Source organism: Psychromicrobium lacuslunae (assembly GCF_000950575.1).
GTDB lineage: Bacteria > Actinomycetota > Actinomycetes > Actinomycetales > Micrococcaceae > Renibacterium > Renibacterium lacuslunae.
In genome coordinates, this window is the sequence record NZ_CP011005.1 from 39,003 (window position 1) to 58,435 (window position 19,433).

Consider the following 19,433-nt stretch of genomic DNA (forward strand, 5'->3'; position numbering starts at 1 on the left):
CCTTTCAATTGCTCTGGTTGAGTACTCGGGTGGGCGTTCCGGCTAGAAACGCGCTGATGTCTTCAACGGCTTCGGTGAAGTAGACGCTGAGATTGTCAGCGGTGACATAGCCGAGATGCGGGGTTAAAAGAGTGCGCGGGGCCTGTCTGATCTGAGCATCCGCTGGCAGTGGCTCATGATCGAAAACGTCGAGGCCGGCGCCGCCGATCCGGGCCTCGCGGAGCGCCGTCAGCAGTGCTTGCTGATCCACGATGGCGGATCTGGAGGTGTTCACCAGCAGTGCGGAAGGCCGCATCGCAGCAAGTTGCTCAGCCCCGATCAGTCCCCGGCTGCGGGCGCCGAGCTTGAGGTGGATGCTGACCACATCGCTTGCCCCGAGCAGTGCCTCCAGGCTCGAGGCAAGCTCCACCCCGACCTCAGCGCAGCGCTGTTCGGTAAGGTTGCTGCTCCAGGCCTGCACCTTCATGCCAAAGGCCAGTCCAACTTTGGCCACCGCGGCCCCGATCCGACCCAGGCCGATCACACCGAGGGTGTGCCCGAATAGATCCCGACCTATTGTGCTCTGCCAGCCGCCCGAGCGCATTGCGGCATCCTCGCTCACCAGGTGTCTAGACAGTCCCAGGATGAGCGCCCAGGTCAGTTCGGCCGGTGGAGTGAGACTGCTCGCGGTACCACTGACCACCACGCCGTGTTCGCTTGCGGCGGCCAGGTCGATTGCCGAATTACGCATTCCGGTGGCGATCAGCAGCTGCAACTTCGGCAAGCGTTCGAAAACAGTGCGCGGGAATTCGATCCGCTCCCGCAAGGTCACCACAATCTCGGCGTCAGCGATCAGTTGCACCAACTCGTCTTCGCTTTGCGGATGCCGGTCGATGCTGCGGAGCTCCACCGCGTCCTCAAGCGCAGACCAATCCGCGCTCGACGCGGCGGCTTGCTGAAAATCGTCGAGTACCACGCACAATAAGCGCTTCGTCATGGCTTGTTTCTCACTTCTCTCTTCATGGTGCAACCGAGTCCAGGCCCGGTGGGTAGCTTAAGCACACCGTCGGACAAGGTCAGACCGCTGGCGAAATCGTCGGCCAGCAGGCTTGCGCCATCTAGATCTAGATAGTCGGCGAGTCCGGCTAGCTGGGCCACCGCGGTCAGCCCTAAGGAACTTTCCAGTTTGCTGCCGAGCATCACCCTAAGCCCGAGCGTGCGGGCCAAGCCCAGGGCGGTGAGCATCTCACCGAGGCCGCCGATCCTGATCATTTTCAGGTTCACGCAACTCACCTTCCCAGCTAATTCACTGATGGCCGCGATTCCGGTAACTGATTCATCAGCGGCTATCGGCACCGCGGAGGCGGCATGTAGCTCCGCGAGTGCGGCCAGGTCAGCGGCGGGTGTGGGTTGTTCGAACAGTTCCAGTTCATCAGCTGCCTGCTCTATCACGTGGAGTGCCTGGGCCACGCTGAAGGAGCCGTTGCCGTCAATGCGGATCGGACCTGCATATTCTGATCGAACCGCGCGGATCGCGCCGATAGCGGTTTCCGGTGTCACTTTGAGCTTCAGCACCGGTGCCTTGCTCAACAGCCGTGCCGCCGCCGCCGTTTCGGCAGGTTCGGCAACCGGAAGCGAGATCGCTGACGGGGGTGGCTGACCGCCGTCCAAGCCCAGCATGGTTCGCACACTGAGCCCCTGCTGGCGACCACGCAGGTCGAGCAGCGCAATGTCGACGGTGGCGCGCACCGCGGCGCTATAGCCCGCGGCGTTGAGTTCCCAACGAATCAGCTCTGATTCGGTAGCCGATCGTGGCTTCAGCCATTCGGTGATGGCCTCGAGCTCAGCGAGATCCGCGCCGCGCACCGAGCCATAACCGCTCACCTCGTGCTCGCTCAGGGCGAGCAATGGCTGGTGCACAGAATGGGTAACCCCTTGCGAATTGCGGAACGGGGTATGCAAGGGCAGCTCAAAGGGGGTCAGCTCCGCGGCGATCATGCTGAACCCGCCTCGAAAGCTGCGGCTATTGCACAAGCCTCGGCAATGCCCAGTTCACGGAAACCTGGGGGCTGTACCGATTCGGCGACCGCTAAGGGATCAGCATCTCGGGGTACCCCGGCTCCGGCGATGAACCGGTTGCGTAAGTAGGGGGAGAGCGACTGTCGATGCTCGCTGAACCAGCGGCTCGCCGAGCTGGTGGCCTGCTCGACGCCAAGTCCGGCGACCTCGGCAAACAAACCGGCGAGCAGCTCGGCATCGGCAGGCTCTCTGCTGGTGGGGCAAAGCATGAAGATGGCTGCCGGGATGAGGGCCAGTACGGTGGGTTGAACTTCCGGGTATTCGCCCAAAAGCGGGTCAACTAGGGCTCGCAGACTGCGCTGAGCGCTGGTGCGCATCAGGTAGCCGCTGCGTAGCGGAGGTGCACCGGCCATCGCCCGGGCACCCCAGTGCGGATGAACCCGATAAGGGGATTCCTCCAGGGGTCCTTTTTTGCCGCGGTGCCGGTGTGTGCTGAGCAGTGCGAACAGCACATTGGTGCACTGCAGCGAAATCACTGGTAGCCGCGCGGGCATCGCCCCGATGCGCTCAAAGAACGCCTCGGGCTCCAACAGAGCCGAGACCAGGTCCAGTGCGGCCTCGGCAACCGCCTCCGCATCCCGGTAATGCACACCAGCCAGCCGGAATCCGGTGCCTTCGGTTTCAAGAGCGCCGCGTTGCACAGTGCCGTCCAAGGCCACGGCATGACTGATGATCTCGTCGAAAGCCTGATTGCGCTGCTGCTTAGGAGCCTCGGTAATGAGTTTGCTGAGCAGCGCTGAAACCAAGGGCCGGTTATTAATCAGCACCGAAGCCCAAGAGGTGAAGGGATAATCCGCTTCCTCGCGCATCCGCTGCCACTGGGTGGCGGCGAGCGGTCGCAGCGCACCCTGGTGCTCAACCTTGACTAGCGGGCAGAACAGCGGCTGTTCCCGGTCACGGCGGCTGAACTGGCCGCCGTCCCAGGTGTAGATCGGCAACTCAATCCGTTGTCCGCGGTCAATGATCGAGCCCGGAGCGTAGGCTTCATCACCACCGGGTGCGCTTGATTCGGTGCGGTTGAAGCCGTAAATCAAGGGGTAGCCGTAGCCGTTCGAGCAGATCGTCGAATTGAAATCCATTGGCCCGGCCCGAGTCGCCGCAATATCCGACCAATTGCCGAGATGTCCGGTGCGCGGTGGCGTTAACGTCTCGTCGGCTTCGATCAGTTGCAGCACCTTGCCGATTGTGAGCGAGCCAAGGCCCAGGTGCACTGCGGCTATTGAACGGCGTCCGGCGGCAACTTCCTGGGCACCGAATGATTCTTCGAGCCGCAGTTCACTAATCAGCTCGCGGGTGTCAATGCTCATGCCCCGATGTCCTCGAGGAATGCCGCGAAGACCCCGCCGCTGGACAGCAGCCTGCGCTCCCGCTCGGTTCTAATATCGAGTTGCACGGTCACTGAATGCCCGGCCGAGCTGGACAGTTGCAGCTCCCCGTCGCCGCTCGCTGAGAGTTCGAGTTCCTCCGCACCGCTTAGGCCGAGTTCGCGCCACGATGCCGGGAGCACGATGGGAGCTATTCCCATCGCGCACAGGTTATTGCGGTGGATTGACTCGAAACTCTCCGCAAGCACTGCTTGCACGCCGAGCAAGCCCGGTGCCTTCGCAGCCCAGTCGCGCGAGGAACCTGAGCCGTAACGTTGCCCGGCGAGCACCACGAGCGGTGTTTCGGAGGCTCGATAACGTGCAGCGGCTTCGTAGGTCGGCAGAATGTCCCCGGAATCCCAGTGCACGGTGTGCCCGGCGGGACTGTCTGGCGTCAAAGCGTTCCGGAGCTTGGCGTTGCTAAAAGCCCCTCGCGCCATCACTTCATGGTTCCCACGGCGGGAACCGAAGGAATTCATCACTTTTTCGCCGCGTTCCCGGAGGTATTTCCCAGCCACAGAGTTCAGCGAAATGCTGCCGACCGGCGAGATATCATCGGTGGTTACATTATCGCCCAACGCCAGCAGCACCCTGAAGCCTGCTCGGGCGGCGAAGGGCTGCCGGTCGGTCGAAACATAGGACGGCGAACGGAGATAGGTTGATTCGGCTGACCAAGGATAGCGAGCGCCACTAGGCACCTGCAGGTTCTGCCAAAGCTCATGTTCCTGACGCCGCTGGGCGAGTGCCTCGGCAGTAACGAAGCTGCGTACCGTCTCGGCGATCTCTTCCCGGCTGGGCCAAAGCTCGCTCAGCATAACAGCTTGGCCATCCTGGTCGAGTGCGATCGGCTCATGGTGCAGATCGAGTGCGACCGTGCCGGCAATGGCCATCGCCACCACCAGGGCGGGCGAGGTGAGGTAGGTGCCGGCGGTATCGGCATGCACCCGGCCCGGGAAGTTACGATTTCCGGAAACCACCGCCGCCACTTGAAGATTCTCGTTTTCGATGGCCTGGCTGACCGCTGGCAGCAGTTCGCCACCACCGCCGTTGCAGGTCATGCAACCGTAGCCGGCAACGTGGAAGCCGAAGTGTTCTAGATCATCGAGCAGACCGGAATCGCTGAGATATTTGGTCACCGAGGGGGATCCCGGGGACAGACTGGTTTTTACCCAGCTAGGAACCATGCAGCCACGTTCCCTGGCTCGCCGAGCAAGCAATCCGGCGGCGATCATCGCGGCGGGGTTAGCGGTATTGGTGCAAGAGGTGATGGCAGCGATAGCCACCGCTCCGGAGCTCAGTTGACGACGGCCGGCCGCGTCCGGCAGCGCCTCACATACCTCGCCGAAAGAGGCCCCTAGCGAAGCTGGGGAGACTAACTGGTCAGGCCGTGAAGGACCGGCCAGGCTGGCGAAAATTGTCGAGAGGTCGATCTCAATGACTCGGTCGAAGCAGGGCGTGACTGAGTCATCGTAATCATGCATTAGGCCCATCGAGTCAAGCACCTGCTGGGCGGCCTCGACCACCTCAGCTGGCCGACCAGTCAACGCGAGATAGTCGAGCACCTGGGCGTCGGTGGGGAAGAGCGCGGACATCACACCGTATTCGGGAGCCATATTGGCTACCGTGCAGCGGTCGGGCACCGAGAGCGTACCGACTCCGCTGCCGCAGAACTCGATCATCGCCGGGCCGAGTTTGGCGTCCCTAATCCGTTGCGCGATAACCAGTGCCAGGTCGCTGGCTTGTGCGGTCTCACCCAGGGTGCCGATGAGTTTAATCCCGACGAGCTGTGGCATCCGGAAGGTCAGCGCTTCGCCAAGCAGCACCGATTGAGCATCCATCCCGCCGACTCCCCAGCCCAGCACCCCGAGGCCGTTCATCATGGTGGTATGGCTATCGGTGCCGAGCACTGTTTCCGGCAGCCAGCCCTTTTCGCTCTCCACGACGAGAGTGCAGAGCCGTTCAATATTGATCTGGTGGACTATCCCGGCACCTGGCGGATGCACGGTCACATTGTCAATCGCTTCTTCCGCCCATTTCAGGAAGGCGAACCGTTCCGCATTGCGTTGCAACTCGGTGGACTCGTTGCGAGTCAAGGCCAGCGGCCCGGCAGTCCACTCAGCCTGCACCGAATGATCAATCACAATGTCCACCGGAACCAGCGGGTTGACCCGGGCTGGATCATCGGTGGCGTCGCGTAACGCGGCGAGGTCGACCAGCATCGGTACCGCGGTGTAGTCCTGCATCACCATCCGGCTCGGCTGCATCGACACTTCAAATTGTTCATCATGACCAGTGCTGGGCCGAAGAAGTTGCTGCGCTACAGTAGTTTCGCCCCGAGCCAGCAAATTAGCGGCCAACAGCCGTTTGGTGAAGGGTACCTCTGCCGCCCGTCGACCCGCTTCGGCTAGGGCGCTGGCTAGGTCGACTCCGGCCCTCGGTGCCGTGTCGTTCCCGGTAATGATTCCGGTCATAATTACTGCCGCCTTCCGAGCGCCGAGTCAGGTTGTTGGTACCGCAGCAGCGGCCGGATCAGCACATTATTGGTGCGCTGCTCCAAAACGTGCGCGATCCAGCCCGGTAGTCGGCCGAGCACGAAGATGGCCACCGCGAAGTCCTCAGGAATGCCCAGCAGCCGATAGCTGAGCCCGGCGTACAGATCGACGTTCGGTGCCACCCCGTGCCTGGCTCGTGGCGCCATTGCCGCACTGAGCGCATCGAGGATATCCAATTGCCGGCTATCGCCGAGGGCGCCGGAAAGCTCAAGCACGCAATCCCGCAGATGCCCGGCACGCGGGTCGGTGACGCGGTAGACCCGATGTCCGAAACCCATCACCGGTTCGCCGGCTTCGTGTTTCCTCGCCACATAGTCCGCAGCATCCGCCGGGTCGTCAAGTTCGTCAAAGACATCGAGCACACCCTCGGAAGCGCCGCCGTGTCGCCGTCCGGTGAAAGTGGCAATAGCAGCTGTGATGGCATTAATAATTCCGGCCTCAGTACTGGTCGCCACCCGGGCAGCGAAGGTCGAAGCATTGGAGCTATGATCGGCGTGGATCACCAGCGCGCGGTTGAAAACCTTGACGGCGACCGGGCTTGGCGTTGCCCCGGTGAGGGCTTCCAGGACGTTTTCCGCATAGCAAGCCTCGGCGCGTGGCCGGGGCAGTGGCCTGCCCTGGCGTAGTGCGAGTTGAGTGGCGAGAATCATCGGCACCGCGCCGAGCAAGCTCAGTCCTCGAACCCGGGCCTGCTCGACGGTCTCGTCGAAGACACCCTGGGCGCTAGCCTCTGAGAGCATGCCGAGTGCCGAAACCGCGGTGCGAAGCAGCTCAAGCGGGTGCGCCTGGTGGAAAGTGCGGATCAAATCAGTAATCGGGCTGGCTAAGTTCATTCCCTCCAGCAGGGCACCGTGCAGCCCGGCAAGTTCCTGATCAGAGGGCAAGTAACCTTCGATCAGCAGGTGCATCACTTCCTCCGCGCTGGCGCGGTCAACCAGATCGTGGATGCTGAAACCGCGATACTCAAGTTCGCCGCGCTCGCCGTCGATGCGGGTGATTGACGAGAGATCGAATTCGACGCCGTCCAGACCGCGGTGCACGGTGGCTGGCTGCGTTTGCTGACTCGAACCAGTCCCTTGCAGCTTGCCGCCAGCCGCCACGAAATCTTTTATCTCGGCCACCGTACGCAATTGATGCACTTGTTCGGGAGCGACCTCTAGCTGGAAGGCTCGCTCGATGCTGCTCATAATGTTGACATGCCCAAGCGAGTCCCAGTCGGGGGAGGACTGATAAGCGAGGTCATCTCGAATATCCGAAACCCTCATCCCGAGCGCTTTGGCAATGACGTCATCGACGCTGAGCATCAGAGACCTTCCTCGCTGAGCAACTTCGCGAGCGCGGCTCGGTCGATTTTGCCATTGGTGTTTAGTGGAAATTCGTCGAGATAGCTGAACGATCTGGGCACCATGTAGTTTGGCAGCCGTTTGAGTACCCTTTGCTGTAATTCGGCATCTTGGGCCTCGCTGATCACGAAACCGTGCAGTGCTGCCCCGTCAACGCTGGGTAGACATACCGCCTGTAAACAACCCTCGGCTCGTAGGGCGGCTTCCACCTCAGCCAACTCCACTCGGTGTCCACCGACTTGGACCTGATGATCCAGACGACCCAAATGAACCAGGCCGGAGGACCTGACCGCGACGCGATCGCCGGTGCGATAGCAACGCAGACCATTGATGTCGATGAATCGGCCCTCGTCGAGTTCCGGTGCGTGCCAGTATCCAGTGGTCATCTGAGGGCCGGTCACACACAGCTCCCCTGACAGACCCGGATCAATGGGCTGCGAATGGCCTGCCTCATCGAGAATAAAACCGGTCAACTCGGGGTATAGCTCACCGATCGGCACACTGCCCAATTCGCATTCACCCGGTGAACTAAGTGGGTCCCAGCGGTAGACGGAGCAGGCTATGGTCAACTCGGTGGGACCGTACAGGTTCTCCAGAACTGAGTTGCCAGCAGCGGCTTGCCAGCGAACCGCTTGCTGTTCGTTGAGCGCCTCACCGCAGAACAGGCTGAGCCGAAGACTCGGCATTGAATCGGGCCGCAGTGCTGCTGAACGTTCCGCAGCGGTGATCACCGAGGGTACCGAAAACCACACGGTCAGGGCATTTCGAGCGATATAACTTGCCGGATCGAGTAGCTCGATCGGATCGGCCGGGCAGAGCATGGCGCCGTGTTCCCAGGCCATGAACATATCAAAAACTGATAGATCGAAGGTTTGTTCAAAAGTCTGGGAGAGTCGGTCCTGTGCGGTGATGCGGTAGCGCTGTTGATTGCAGGAAAGATGCGAACGCACATTGCGGTGGCTGATCGGCACACCCTTTGGGGCGCCGGTGCTGCCCGAGGTGAAGAGCAAATACGCTAGATCATCCGCTGCGGAAGCAACCGGCTCGGTGAGCGGCCTGGAAAAGTGCAGCGTGGCACTGTCCAAACAGACCACATCGGTTAACCCGAGTGCTTCGATGTGGCTAACCGTATCTTGCGGAAAGCCCAGGACGGTTCCAGCCCCGATTACCTCGGCCAGCTCCGGGAGCAGCAGGACACTGGCGGCATCCACCAGGATGACATCGAGTTCGGCGGCGGCGATCATCGATTTAGTGCGCGCCAGCGGGTATTTAGGATTCAGCGGTATGAAGGCCGCACCAGCGGCTAGCGCAGCGGCCACTCCGAGGTACGAAACCTCATTACGGTAAGCCAGAATACCTACCCGTCTGATCTGCGCTGCGGAGGAGCGTAGCCCCGATGCCCAGCGTAAGGCCGTGGCTGCGAGCTCGCCGTAAGAGTAGTCCCTGGTCCCCAACCGCAGCGCGATATCACGTGGATGCTGACGTGCGTGCTGGAATAAACCTGAGCCCAAAGGCTGGAAGTCTTGAGCGTGGGATGGTGGAGTTAAAGGCTTTTCGAGTGATGACGTAGTCATGGCAAAACAGTTCCCCCCGAATTAGTCAATGACGCCTGCCTTATGGTCTGCGCGATGCTTTGTGTCGCGGAATTAACCCGGTCGCCTGAGACAATTCCAGGCGAAACGAAAGTAGCTTAGCAAAGAGTTTTAAGGGCTGTGACCCGCATCTCATCGGGGTGATATTTTACCCAGCTGGAGAAGGGTGGTAGCTGGTTCGGGGAGCACTTCTGCAGTTATGGAAGCACGGTTTTACGACCCGAGTTTGGTAGCCGAAATCCGCCAATTTGCCTGAGGCAATTGGGCAAATTTGAACTTTTTCAACAGGCTCTTATCGGCTGGCTGTATTGAGTATTTTTTGAGCGGATTGTCAGGAAAGTCACAGGTTGTTTTTCGGGATATTTTTGGGGATATTCCGCCAATTTCTCAGTTAGTCATGATTAAGAAACCTAGGATCCTCTGGGCGTTTACCGCTCAGTTTAAGAACCGCCGGGCCAGCTCGAAGATTCGAGCCGGCCCGGCGGATCGGGTAGTGCTGAGGCGGTATCGGAGTGGTTAGTTCGGGTAGCTGTTGGTTGGCCAGCCGGTGGCGAGATGCCCCAGCCCGGCGATGTCTCCACTCACCGGTGTGGCGTAGTTCTTGTCCGTGTACAAGTAGGCGTCTCCGCTGCCCAGCATCCCGATCCACGGCGTTAGTGGGCCTGAAAGGCAGCCGCCCCTAGATAGGGTGGTGATGTTTTGCCATGAGGTTGATCGGACAACGACTGAGCTCCACTTTCCAGGCGTTTTTCTCGGTAGCGTGTATTCAATAAGCTGACCGGCCTTTGTGGTGGCAAGTAGTACGTCGCCAATGTCCCCGTCAGCTAACTTTTTGGAATAGTAGTAGCTCAGCGTGTTCACATTTTGCCAGCCCGAGGTGGCGACCACGGTCGTTCCGGTCATATTCTCTGGCTTGGCTGGCAGTGTGTAACGGTTGAGGCCGCCCTGATCGGTCAGCGCGTAGGCTATCGCGTCGGCGGTACCTGAGATGCCGAGGGTGGTAGTCATTTTTCGGATGCTTCCCCACGTGCCGTTCACCTTCTTTTTGGTGATCGTGTTGTCGTTATTGAGACCGATCACGTAAAGGCTGCCATCGCTCGCGTTCGCGTAGTAGTCCGAGCCGGAAGTGCCAAGCCAATTAGGCGACGGATCTGGGCCGGTGGTGCGTTTGTGGACGAGCGTCCTGGGTGTGAAGCCCAGTGATGCATTGTTCTGGATGCTGCTGCTCAGGGAGCCGGTGCCATTGGTGCTTGAGTAGAAGTAGTTAATGATTTGCTGCTTGGCGTTCACGCCGAGCAGTCCTGCCGAGCAAGTATTCGTGCCGGGAATGCCGATAGCGCTACTGTCTGCGGTGGTTGCTAGGGAGTTGCTGGCGATGCTCATCAGGCCGCAGGCTAAGGCTGCCGTGGCGAGTGTCGCACCGGTGCGTCGCACGATCATTTTCATCTGAGGTTCCCTTCTGCTGGCCGTGGTCATTAGTTCTGGCTCGGGTGTATTGAGTTGCCGACGGCGCGATCGAGTTGCTGGATGGAGTGAAGTGGATTTCTTTTATATCCATACGATAGTTAAATCCACTCAAAGATCTTGTCATCATTTCCAATGATCCTCAAGAGGAAGGGACTGACTCGTTTCGGAGCGAACCTGGGATATTCCGAGCTTGCCGAGAGAATGTTCAATTCTGATCGCGGCAAGCTCTAGGCTCAGAGCATGAGTTCAGTGTGGGAAGCGGCGCATCCGGGTTTGCTCGACCAGCTTCACCCTCGGCTGCAGAGTTATTTCAGCGAGATTCCGGTGGGCCAGGTCGGCCGCGGCAGTGGCATCTTTGATCGCGTAGGCAGTCCGCATCGCTGGTTATGGCCGGTGTTTCTGGTGCTGAGTTGGGACCGGATAATTTTCCCGGTTTGGCAGTCGGAAGTGCGATTTGAGATAGAAAATCGACCGCAGACGGCCCAGGGCGTGAAGTTGATCCGTGCTCGTCGCAGTTTCCACTTCGAGGCGGGCAGCCGGGTGATGATCGATGCCATTACGGCGGAACCGGCTTCGAAATCCACGACTCGGCTGGTGGACTACCTAGGTAGCAGCGGCAGGTTGGCAGCCTCTCTTCTGGTCAGCGCCCAGAATGGCCAACTTGAACTGCGGAGCGAGGCGATCAGTGTGCGGCTACTTGGCCGACGGTTCACCCTGCCCCGAGTGATTGCGCCCACTGTGCAGATCACCGAGGGCGTCGATGAATCCACCGGTCTGCAGCGAATCTCGATGGAATTGCGACAACCGCAGCTTGGTCTGCTCTATCAATATCAGGGAAGGTTCAACTATCAGATCGAATCCGATTGATCACGGCCTGGCTTGGTACTAATACCGTTTTCTAGACAGAAAATGGCTGCCTGCACCCGCGAGACTAGGCCTAGCTTGCTGAAGATTCTAGAGACGTGAGTTTTCACCGTAGTTTCAGCGATGCCCAGGCGCCGTGCAGCTTGCTGATTGGTCCAACCCGCACCCACCGCCTTCAGTACCTCTAATTCGCGTTCGGTCAGCTCGCCCAGATCTGGCTCGGTCTTTGGATGAACGCTGGCCGAGGCTGCCGCCCGCATATTCCTAATCACCACCTCGGTCACTTCGGTTGCGAGCACGGAATGCCCGCTGTTGACCTTACGAATGCCGTTCAACAGTTCCTCAGCGGAGGCGGATTTCAGCAAGAATCCAGATGCCCCGGCGCGCAGCGCCGCCAGCACATAGTCGTCAAGGTCGAAAGTCGTCAGAATTAGCACCTTGGCGGTGCCGAATTCGGTGATCCGACGAGTAGCCTCGACCCCGTCCATCCCCGGCATCCTGATATCCATCAGCAATACATCCGGTTCGAGTTGCTGGCTCATCTGTACGGCTGTGTTGCCATCCGCTGCCTCACCAACCACCTCCAGATCCGTTTCAGCGGAGAGGATCATCCGCAGTCCCTGCCGGATTGCCGCATGGTCGTCCGCGAGCAGCACTCTGATGCTTTTGCGGCTCATCGGGGGATCCGGGTTTCGAGTTGCCACTGCTCAGCTATCGCCGATGCAGCAAAGGTGCCGCCCAATTGCTGTGCGCGGAAGGCCATATTCTGCAAACCGCGGCCCGTGCCCTGCGGGGCGGGTAGTTCCTTCGGTAGCCGGTTATACACCCGAAGTACCACGTCCTCGCCGGCGGCGTGCAAGTCAATCAGAATGCGCTGCCCGGGAGCGTGTTTTGCCGCGTTGACCAAGGCTTCCTGGCAGATTCGGTACAGCGTATTGGCGCTGCCCGCCGAAATCTCCGGCACAGCGCTAAAGTCCAGTTCGATCTCGGCATCTAGTGAACTGCTGTTCTTGGCGAGCGCGCGGAGCTCGGCCGCTAGATCAGCCGCGCCAGCAGATTGCCGCGAATCGGGATCGGGGCCGCCGCCATGCAGCATATCGATCATCTGCCGCATATCAGTCAACGCTTGCACTGAGCTGCGCCGCGCGGTTTGCAGCACCTCACTTTGCAGCTCGGGGTCTGTGCTGCGCAGAGCTGCCTCGCTCTGCAGCGCAATCGCGGAAAGTCTGCCAGCGATCACATCATGGAGATCCCGAGCCATTCTGCTGCGCTCGGTGGCAATGGCGAGCTGGGTGTCAAGTGCCGCGAGCCGTCGTTCCTGAGCTACTAACTGGGCCGCCTGATCGGCCCTTTGCTGTTCAGCCTGAGCGATCTGCCGATGCGTGCGGACATTGCCTGCCCACCACATTGGGGTGAGGAAGACAATCACTGCCTGTAGCGCGAAAGCCAGAATGGCTTGTAAGTTCGCGGTCGCCGCCACCGCCCAGAGCACGCTCAGCACGCTCAGCAGCACGGCCACCAGCTGGCTGGCCCGACTCAACCGCTCCGAACCGTAGAGCACACCGCTGAAGATTATTTCGAAAACGAGCAGCAGGCAGATAATGCCCGCATCGCTGAGCAAGGCCAGCGCTGCCGCTATCGCACACAGCGTGATCATTAACTTTGGCCGGGTACTGCGTAGTGTCACCCCCGCGCAGCCGAGCAGCAATGCCACCGGCCAGAGCGCCGGGCCCAGACCAAGATGCAAAGGGAAACTGCTCAGGATATTGATTCCAGCGAGTTGTACGATCGCACCGAAAACTAGATAGAACAGCGCAATGCCCAAGTCGGCGCGTGGCAGCCGAGTCAACAGTTGAAAGGGCCGCGGCGTCATACTTCATTCTTTCCTTCTGTTCGGTTGGCCGACAAGCCTGCTAGTCAATGACTCCTTCGAAAGGAGGAGGCGCCCTCCTGCCGATGGCGGATGTGCGGCGGTGGAGCGATCGGCAGACTCAAGGTATGAAACATTGGTTGCTGCACACCGCGATCTTCCTGATCGCGCAGCTCATCTTCTTCGCACTTGGCTATTCCTGGCCATGGGAGGTACTCAGTGGTCGAACTCCGTTGAACTCCATTTTTAGTTCCATTGACGGGCAGTTGTGGACGGCTAATACCTCGCGGATCTGGAGCATTGTCTGGCTCATTGATTCGGTGATCACGCTGTTTTCCTTGGGGCGGAAACCTGCTGCGGCGGACCCCGCGGAACGCACTAAGCAGCAGGACGGTACGGCCCCATCAGCTCACCGGGATCTTCCCGGCGGAAACGCGGGCTAAGCAATGGATATTCTGCAGGCGGCCCAGCAGAACCCGATCGTAGCGCTGATCGTGGCGTGTGAGGTTGGGTTGTGGGTTTTACTGTTAGGCGGCTTGGCGTTGCGCTATTTACTGCGGCTGCGCAGAGTTAGCGCTGCTGTTTTGGCAGGGATCCCGTTGCTCGACGTTGTCTTGGTGGTGGCTGTTGCCTTGGATCTAATGCGCGGCGCGGAGGTTGAATGGGTGCATGGGCTGGCGGCCTATTATCTGGGAGTCAGCCTGGCCTTCGGGCCAGCTATGGTGCGCTACGTCGATGTCCGCTTCGCCCATCGCTTCGCCGCTGGGCCGCCGCCACCGGCCAAGCCGCGGCCCGGTGCGGAAAAGCGGGCCGCGGCTTGGAAAGAATGGTACCGAGTGGTCACTGCTGCGGCGATCGCTTCGCTGGTGTTGCTCGGCCTGATCGTCTTCTTCGCCAAGCCCGAGGCTCAGCAGACTTTGCTTTGGTGGATTGGCCGAGCCTGGGCGATCGCCGGCCTATGGTTGCTGTTCGGACCGTTGTTTGAGAGCGGGAAGTCTGCCGAGCAGCGTTCGCCCGGCGCGGAAGCCCGCTCTAACGGCGGCTGAAGCGCCTTAAAGCTGAAAGAATGGGAAGATGTTCCCGCAAAGCACAGACAGCGCATCAGCCAGTAATAAGCGTCGCCCGGGCCGCTGGGCGGCTGTTGGGCCGATCATCTTGGCCGTGGTGTTCCTGGTTGCCCTGGTCATGGCGGCAAATAACAACACGGTGCTCGGTTGGTTCATTGTGGTGGTGGCGCTGGCCTGGCTGATCTTGGCCACCCTGGTCTACATCGGGGTGTATCGGGCTGCGCGCTTCGGCGCCGATCAGATTCGTCGAGCGCAGTCCAGTTTTCAAAAGCAGGGCCAGCCGACACCCCCGGACGCTGGCACCCAGCTGGTTGATGCGGTGCCCACTGATGGGGTGCGGGATATGAAACTGGACCACAGCTTCAAAATTGTTCAGGTGCAGGCCAGAGTGATTGCCGATCAGCTTGCCAACGCCAAGGATCAGGAAGCTATTGAACGAGCATTGGAAACCATTCAAATCACTGCACACAATGGTCGGGACATGCTGGGTGTGAACAAGAAGGACGATCCTGGCTCTGAGCCGGTGACCGGCGTCGTGATCGACGGGTAGAGTTGGTCGGGTGAGTACTCCAAGCATAGAAAAAGCGAAGAACGCGCTCCGCGTGGCTTCCGTCAATGTGAACGGAATCCGGGCCTCCTACCGCAAGGGAATGGCCGAATGGCTGCCCTCGCGTGATGTTGACATCCTGTGCCTGCAAGAAGTTCGTGCCCCAGACGACGTGGTCGAGGGGTATCTTTCCGAGGACTGGCACCTGCTGCTGGCCGCTGCGGAAGCCAAGGGCCGGGCCGGGGTCGCGATTGCGTCGCGAAAGGACTCCGTTGAGCCGATTGCTACCCGAATCGGCATCGGCGATGACTACTTTGCTACCGCCGGTCGTTGGGTCGAGGCGGATTACCGGCTCTCTGACGGCAAGCAGCTCACCGTGGTGAGCGCCTATGTGCACTCCGGCGAGGTTGATACGCCTAAACAGGTCGATAAGTACCGCTTCTTAGATGTGATGATTACCCGGCTGCCGCAGCTGGCTGCGCACTCGGACTATGCCCTGGTGGTGGGTGACCTCAACGTTGGGCACACCACCTTGGACATTAAGAACTGGAAAGGCAACGTCAAGAACGCTGGCTTCCTGCCCGAGGAACGTGCCTATTTCGACCGTTTCTTCGGCGAGGAAATCGGTTGGAAGGACGTGCACCGCGAACTTTCCGGACCGGTAGAAGGTCCCTATACCTGGTGGTCACAGCGTGGCCAGGCCTTCGATAACGACACCGGTTGGCGGATTGACTACCAGATGGCTAACCCGGCGCTTGCGGCAGCTGCCAGCTCGGCCGTGGTTGATCGCGCCGCGAGCTATGACTTGCGCTGGTCCGATCACGCCCCGCTCGTCGTCGATTACACCATCCGCTGAACGGTAGTTATGTCTGAGATTCAACGCGCCAGGATCCTTTCTGGCATGCAGCCTTCCGCTGATTCCCTGCACCTGGGGAACTACCTGGGCGCCTTGCTGAATTGGGTGCGGATGCAGGAGGAATACGACGCTTTCTTCTTCATTCCCGATCTGCATGCCATCACGGTGCCCCAGGATCCGGAGATTCTGGCGCGTCGTACTCGGGTGACCGCTGCGCAGTACATCGCTGGCGGTGTTGACGTTGAGAAATCAACGCTTTTTGTGCAGTCGCATGTGCCGGAGCACACTCAGCTAGCCTGGGTTTTCAATTGTTTGACCGGTTTTGGTGAAGCTTCCCGGATGACTCAGTTCAAAGACAAGAGTCAGAAGCAGGGGACCGACAGCGCCAGCGTTGGCCTTTTCACCTACCCGATCCTGCAAGCGGCGGACATTTTGCTCTACAACCCGCAATTTGTGCCGGTTGGCGAGGATCAGCGGCAGCATGTTGAACTCAGCCGTGATCTGGCGCAACGCTTCAACTCCCGTTTCTCCGAGACTTTTGTGGTGCCGCAACCGGCGATCCAGAAGGACACCGCGAAGATTTACGATTTGCAGAATCCAACCGCGAAAATGTCTAAGTCCGCGCAGTCTCCGGCGGGCCTGATCAATCTGCTCGACGATGCCAAGACTATTGCAAAGCGAATTAAGTCGGCAGTGACCGACGATGGCACCGAAATCCGCTTTGATCGGGAGAACAAACCGGGCGTCTCTAATTTGCTCACCATTCACTCGGTGATCACCGGGCACACGGTGGACGAGCTCGAAGAGCAATATCAAGGCAAGATGTACGGTCATCTCAAGGTCGATCTGGCTGAGATCGTGGTGGATCGACTAGGCCCGATCAAGAGCCGAGCCGAGGAGCTTTTGGCTGATCCGGCTGAGCTGGATCGATTGCTCGCCGTCGGTGCGCAGAAAGCACGTGATATCGCCGCTGAAACAGTTGAACAGGTGTACCGGAAGGTAGGATTCCTGCCCGCTTTGCCGCTTGGGGCCGAGGATAACTAGTCCATGTCGGAAATTGAACCGGGGGAGCAGGTAGCGGGCGATCAACCGCGCTTGGTCGGTGTCGTAGTAGCCCTGCCGGAACCTTTCGCCAGCGAACTGAAAAGCTGGCGTGCCTCCTTTGGCGACCCACTCGCCGAGGTGGTCCCGGGCCACATCACTTTGGTCACCACCACGCCCGCAGAAGACTGGCAAGCGGTGCTGGAACACGTCCGGGCGGTGGCCGCTGAGCAGCATGGTTTCCAGGTTCAACTGCAAGGCACCGGGGCTTTCCGACCGGTGTCCCCGGTGGTATATCTCAATGTGGTGAGAGGTTTTGAGGACTGCGTCGCCTTGCATGAAAAACTCCAGGACGGACCGCTGGCCAGAGATTTGCCGTTCCCGTTCTATCCTCATGTCACGGTGGCCCACGATGTCTCCGAACTGGCCATGGACGAGGCGCAGCGACGCCTTGCTTCCTATCAAGCTGAGTTCCCAGTGGATAGCATGGGACTGTATGAGCACGACGCCGACGGCGTGTGGCAACTGCAGGAGGAGCTGTTTTTTGGCGGTCAGGAAGATTCCGAAAGCTAAGCAGGCGGCGGTATTGACGCCGGCTCCCACCGATCGTAAGGAGCTTGAGCGGCGGCTGCTACTGAAGCGGGTAGAGCTCAGCAAGGCGAAGCGCAAAGCCCCCGGCGCACCGAATCCGCTGCAAGCGCGAGTCGAGTACTATCTTGCCGCGCTCAACCTCTTCAGACCGATGCGTGCCTTCCAGACTTACTCCTTGCGGCACGGTCCGCTGCTGGCAGCCGGCTCTGCCTACAATATGTTCTTCTCGGTGGCTGCCATGCTGGTAGCGGGGTTCTCCATTCTCGGCATCGTGGCAAACGGGAACCGGGACCTGCAGAATATCGTGATCGATGCGGTGAATAAATCGACACCGGGCCTGATCAAGATGTCTGATGGCGAAAGCGGTCTGGCCACTCCTCAGGATTTGTTCAATGCCGGCAGCGGTTTCGGCTGGGCGTTGGTGATTTCTCTGGCCGCACTGCTGCTCACCTCGCTGGGCTGGATCGGTGGCCTGCGGGAGGGCGTCAGGGGTATTTTTGATTCCGGCCCGTTGATGACGAATCCAATACTGCTCAAACTGAAGGATGCCGCCACCCTGGTGGTGCTGGGGATAGTTCTGGTGATCACCTCGGTAATCAGTGTTGGGGTGGTGACCGCTTTGGACAGCGTGATAGCGGCGCTCTCCTTGGATCCGGCGAGTGTCCGGCCGATCACTTACATTGCTTCGCTACTGGTTTTGCTGCTGCTTGACCTGGCGGTTTGTATGGCACTCTTTCGGGTAGTCTCGGCGGTCACCATGCCAAGAGGCGTGCTCTGGCAAACCGCCCTCATCGCTGCAGTGGGTTCCACTGTGTTACGCGCGCTCTCCAGCTTGCTGCTGGCAAATGTGGCCGGAAAGAACCCGCTGCTAGCGCCGTTCTCGGTGATTCTCGGTCTCTTCGTCTGGTTTTACCTGCTCTCGCAGGTATACCTCATCGCGGCAGGGTGGGGTGCGGTAGGCAAGGCCGATGCCGAGCAAGGCAGGACGACACAGCCAGCCTAGCGACGACGCCTCGCGGTTCCCTCCCAGTTGTGCCACTGAAAGTCTCCAGAGCGACGAAAGTGCACTCTTGGGGAGCACTTCGGTCACAGTAGAAACATTCAGTGGGACAACTGGGTAGACGGCGGGCGCAGGTGCTGGCTATGGGTCTGGTTCAGCCTGCTTGGAACTTTTCTACCAGGGTTTGGTGGAAGTCCTGGAGTTGCTCGGCAGAGTCCAGGGAACGTGCGGCATCGGTGATTGAGTACCATTCGTTGGCCTGATCGTAACGACACCGCGCCACGGCTCGCGGCGAGGGCGCAGTATCATCCAGCGAGGATTCAATCTCTACCTCCCCGGTGATCACGCCGACCTCATCGGTCATAATTCCGCCCGGGGCGACCTTAAGGACTGTGGAAAAGACCTCAGCAGGCATTGAGTTCCTTCTGTAGTGCCGACTTTTCTGCGCTATCAATGGTGAGATTCCAGTAGGACTTTACCGCGATCCAGGCCTTTGTGTAGTCGCAGCGGAAGCTGGAGTTCGTGGGCATCCACTGTGCCGGGTCCTGATCGCCCTTGGAGCGGTTAGCGGAAGCAGAAACCGCTAGCAGTTGCGGCCGAGTCAGGTCGTTGGCAAACTTCTTCCGGTCATCGATGCTCCAGTTTGCGGCACCGGAACGCCAAGCCTCAGCTAGCGGCACCATGTGATCGATATCGAGCGATGAGGAATCGGTGATCGTGACATTATCGTAAGCGCTCGTCCAGCTCCCCGAGGTCGCTTTACAAGCCGAATCTGTCACCACGTTCTTGCCATCCCGCTTGAGCACCGTCTCGCGAGTGTCGCAAGTTCCGGAAATGGTGATCCAGGTAGGGAACTCCGAACGAGAATAACCGGTCATCGGGCCCTCCGCCGCCACCGTGAGCGCGTTGAGCGATTGCTGGGAGGTGGCGACCGAGGGCAGCGTCGGCAGCACAGCGTTTGCCGCTCCCACCGGGATGAAGAGAATCAGGGCGAGCAGGGCGCCGATCACGAAGCCGAGGCGTTTGAGCATCATAGGTCCTTTGCTGAGGTAATTCCGAAACGGGCAAAGCGGTTTCCAAATTATTCAGTCCAGGTGACGGGCAGTTGAACGTCTGACGACGCTGGCCACAACGCAAGCTGGGGGTTCCCGGTTAAACACCGCGAGTTCGTGGTAGAGTCTCGAATTCGCTAGTAATTCCTAACGAATCCGAGACTAAACC

General features: G+C 59.8%; 19 protein-coding genes. 8 read left to right on the forward strand and 11 right to left on the reverse strand.

Features of this window, described 5'->3' with window-relative positions:
* Positions 1-4: 4 nt before the first annotated feature.
* The 7 genes from UM93_RS00165 to UM93_RS00195 form a co-directional block, all read right to left on the reverse strand.
* Positions 5-976 carry a D-2-hydroxyacid dehydrogenase family protein gene (locus tag UM93_RS00165; RefSeq protein ID WP_045072919.1) on the reverse strand — a complete coding sequence of 324 codons (972 nt, stop codon included), beginning with the start codon at positions 974-976 and terminating at the stop codon, positions 5-7.
* Complete coding sequence (locus UM93_RS00170; RefSeq protein WP_052663435.1) at positions 973-1,977, reverse strand: mandelate racemase/muconate lactonizing enzyme family protein; 1,005 nt, start codon at positions 1,975-1,977, stop codon at positions 973-975. The genes UM93_RS00165 and UM93_RS00170 overlap by 4 nt, the downstream gene beginning before the upstream one ends.
* On the reverse strand, positions 1,974-3,365 hold the full coding sequence (locus UM93_RS00175; RefSeq protein ID WP_045072920.1) for a DUF6025 family protein: 1,392 nt from the start codon (positions 3,363-3,365) through the stop codon (positions 1,974-1,976). Before UM93_RS00175 ends, UM93_RS00170 begins: the two co-directional genes overlap by 4 nt.
* The gene (gene acnA, locus UM93_RS00180) at positions 3,362-5,893 is read right to left on the reverse strand and encodes an aconitate hydratase (RefSeq protein WP_045072922.1); all 2,532 of its coding nucleotides are present in this window, start codon (positions 5,891-5,893) and stop codon (positions 3,362-3,364) included. The genes UM93_RS00175 and acnA overlap by 4 nt, the downstream gene beginning before the upstream one ends.
* Positions 5,894-5,895: 2 nt before the next feature.
* On the reverse strand, positions 5,896-7,278 hold the full coding sequence (locus UM93_RS00185) for a citrate/2-methylcitrate synthase (RefSeq protein WP_052663438.1): 1,383 nt from the start codon (positions 7,276-7,278) through the stop codon (positions 5,896-5,898).
* On the reverse strand, positions 7,278-8,891 hold the full coding sequence (locus tag UM93_RS00190; RefSeq protein ID WP_082056936.1) for an AMP-binding protein: 1,614 nt from the start codon (positions 8,889-8,891) through the stop codon (positions 7,278-7,280). The genes UM93_RS00185 and UM93_RS00190 overlap by 1 nt, the downstream gene beginning before the upstream one ends.
* Before the next feature lie 534 nt (positions 8,892-9,425).
* Complete coding sequence (locus UM93_RS00195) at positions 9,426-10,355, reverse strand: hypothetical protein (RefSeq protein ID WP_045072927.1); 930 nt, start codon at positions 10,353-10,355, stop codon at positions 9,426-9,428.
* 261 nt (positions 10,356-10,616) lie between these two features.
* Between UM93_RS00195 and UM93_RS00200 the strand changes: the two genes are divergently transcribed.
* Entirely contained in the window at positions 10,617-11,243 is a 627-nt protein-coding gene (locus UM93_RS00200; protein WP_045072929.1) for a DUF4166 domain-containing protein, read from the forward strand.
* On the opposite strand, the gene UM93_RS00205 is transcribed toward UM93_RS00200, so the two are convergent.
* Both UM93_RS00205 and UM93_RS00210 read right to left on the reverse strand, forming a co-directional pair.
* Complete coding sequence (locus UM93_RS00205) at positions 11,225-11,917, reverse strand: response regulator (RefSeq protein ID WP_045072931.1); 693 nt, start codon at positions 11,915-11,917, stop codon at positions 11,225-11,227. The genes UM93_RS00200 and UM93_RS00205 overlap by 19 nt on opposite strands.
* A complete protein-coding gene (locus UM93_RS00210) occupies positions 11,914-13,113 on the reverse strand; it encodes a sensor histidine kinase (protein WP_045072933.1) in 1,200 nt (399 codons plus the stop codon). Before UM93_RS00210 ends, UM93_RS00205 begins: the two co-directional genes overlap by 4 nt.
* Before the next feature lie 125 nt (positions 13,114-13,238).
* On the opposite strand from UM93_RS00210, the gene UM93_RS00215 reads away from it, so the two are divergent.
* From UM93_RS00215 to UM93_RS00245, 7 genes are read left to right on the forward strand one after another with little or no spacing between them, the layout of a single operon-like run.
* Complete coding sequence (locus UM93_RS00215) at positions 13,239-13,553, forward strand: hypothetical protein (RefSeq protein WP_199921786.1); 315 nt, start codon at positions 13,239-13,241, stop codon at positions 13,551-13,553.
* Positions 13,554-13,556: 3 nt separating this feature from the next.
* Positions 13,557-14,156, forward strand: coding sequence for a hypothetical protein (locus UM93_RS00220; protein ID WP_045072935.1), 600 nt, complete (start codon positions 13,557-13,559; stop codon positions 14,154-14,156).
* Positions 14,157-14,184: 28 nt separating this feature from the next.
* On the forward strand, positions 14,185-14,727 hold the full coding sequence (locus tag UM93_RS00225; protein WP_045072937.1) for a hypothetical protein: 543 nt from the start codon (positions 14,185-14,187) through the stop codon (positions 14,725-14,727).
* Between the two features lie 10 nt (positions 14,728-14,737).
* Positions 14,738-15,580 carry an exodeoxyribonuclease III gene (locus tag UM93_RS00230; RefSeq protein WP_234399343.1) on the forward strand — a complete coding sequence of 281 codons (843 nt, stop codon included), beginning with the start codon at positions 14,738-14,740 and terminating at the stop codon, positions 15,578-15,580.
* 9 nt (positions 15,581-15,589) lie between these two features.
* Positions 15,590-16,624 carry a tryptophan--tRNA ligase gene (gene trpS / locus UM93_RS00235; RefSeq protein WP_045072939.1) on the forward strand — a complete coding sequence of 345 codons (1,035 nt, stop codon included), beginning with the start codon at positions 15,590-15,592 and terminating at the stop codon, positions 16,622-16,624.
* 3 nt (positions 16,625-16,627) lie between these two features.
* The gene (locus UM93_RS00240; protein ID WP_045072941.1) at positions 16,628-17,194 is read left to right on the forward strand and encodes a 2'-5' RNA ligase family protein; all 567 of its coding nucleotides are present in this window, start codon (positions 16,628-16,630) and stop codon (positions 17,192-17,194) included.
* Complete coding sequence (locus UM93_RS00245) at positions 17,166-18,215, forward strand: YihY/virulence factor BrkB family protein (protein ID WP_045072942.1); 1,050 nt, start codon at positions 17,166-17,168, stop codon at positions 18,213-18,215. Before UM93_RS00240 ends, UM93_RS00245 begins: the two co-directional genes overlap by 29 nt.
* A gap of 151 nt (positions 18,216-18,366) precedes the next feature.
* Here UM93_RS00245 and UM93_RS00250 read toward each other — a convergent pair whose 3' ends face one another.
* Positions 18,367-18,627: a hypothetical protein gene (locus tag UM93_RS00250; protein ID WP_045072943.1), complete on the reverse strand. Its 261-nt coding sequence runs from the start codon at positions 18,625-18,627 to the stop codon at positions 18,367-18,369.
* Entirely contained in the window at positions 18,617-19,246 is a 630-nt protein-coding gene (locus UM93_RS00255) for an HNH endonuclease family protein (RefSeq protein WP_157874060.1), read from the reverse strand. The genes UM93_RS00250 and UM93_RS00255 overlap by 11 nt, the downstream gene beginning before the upstream one ends.
* Positions 19,247-19,433 lie beyond the last annotated feature (187 nt).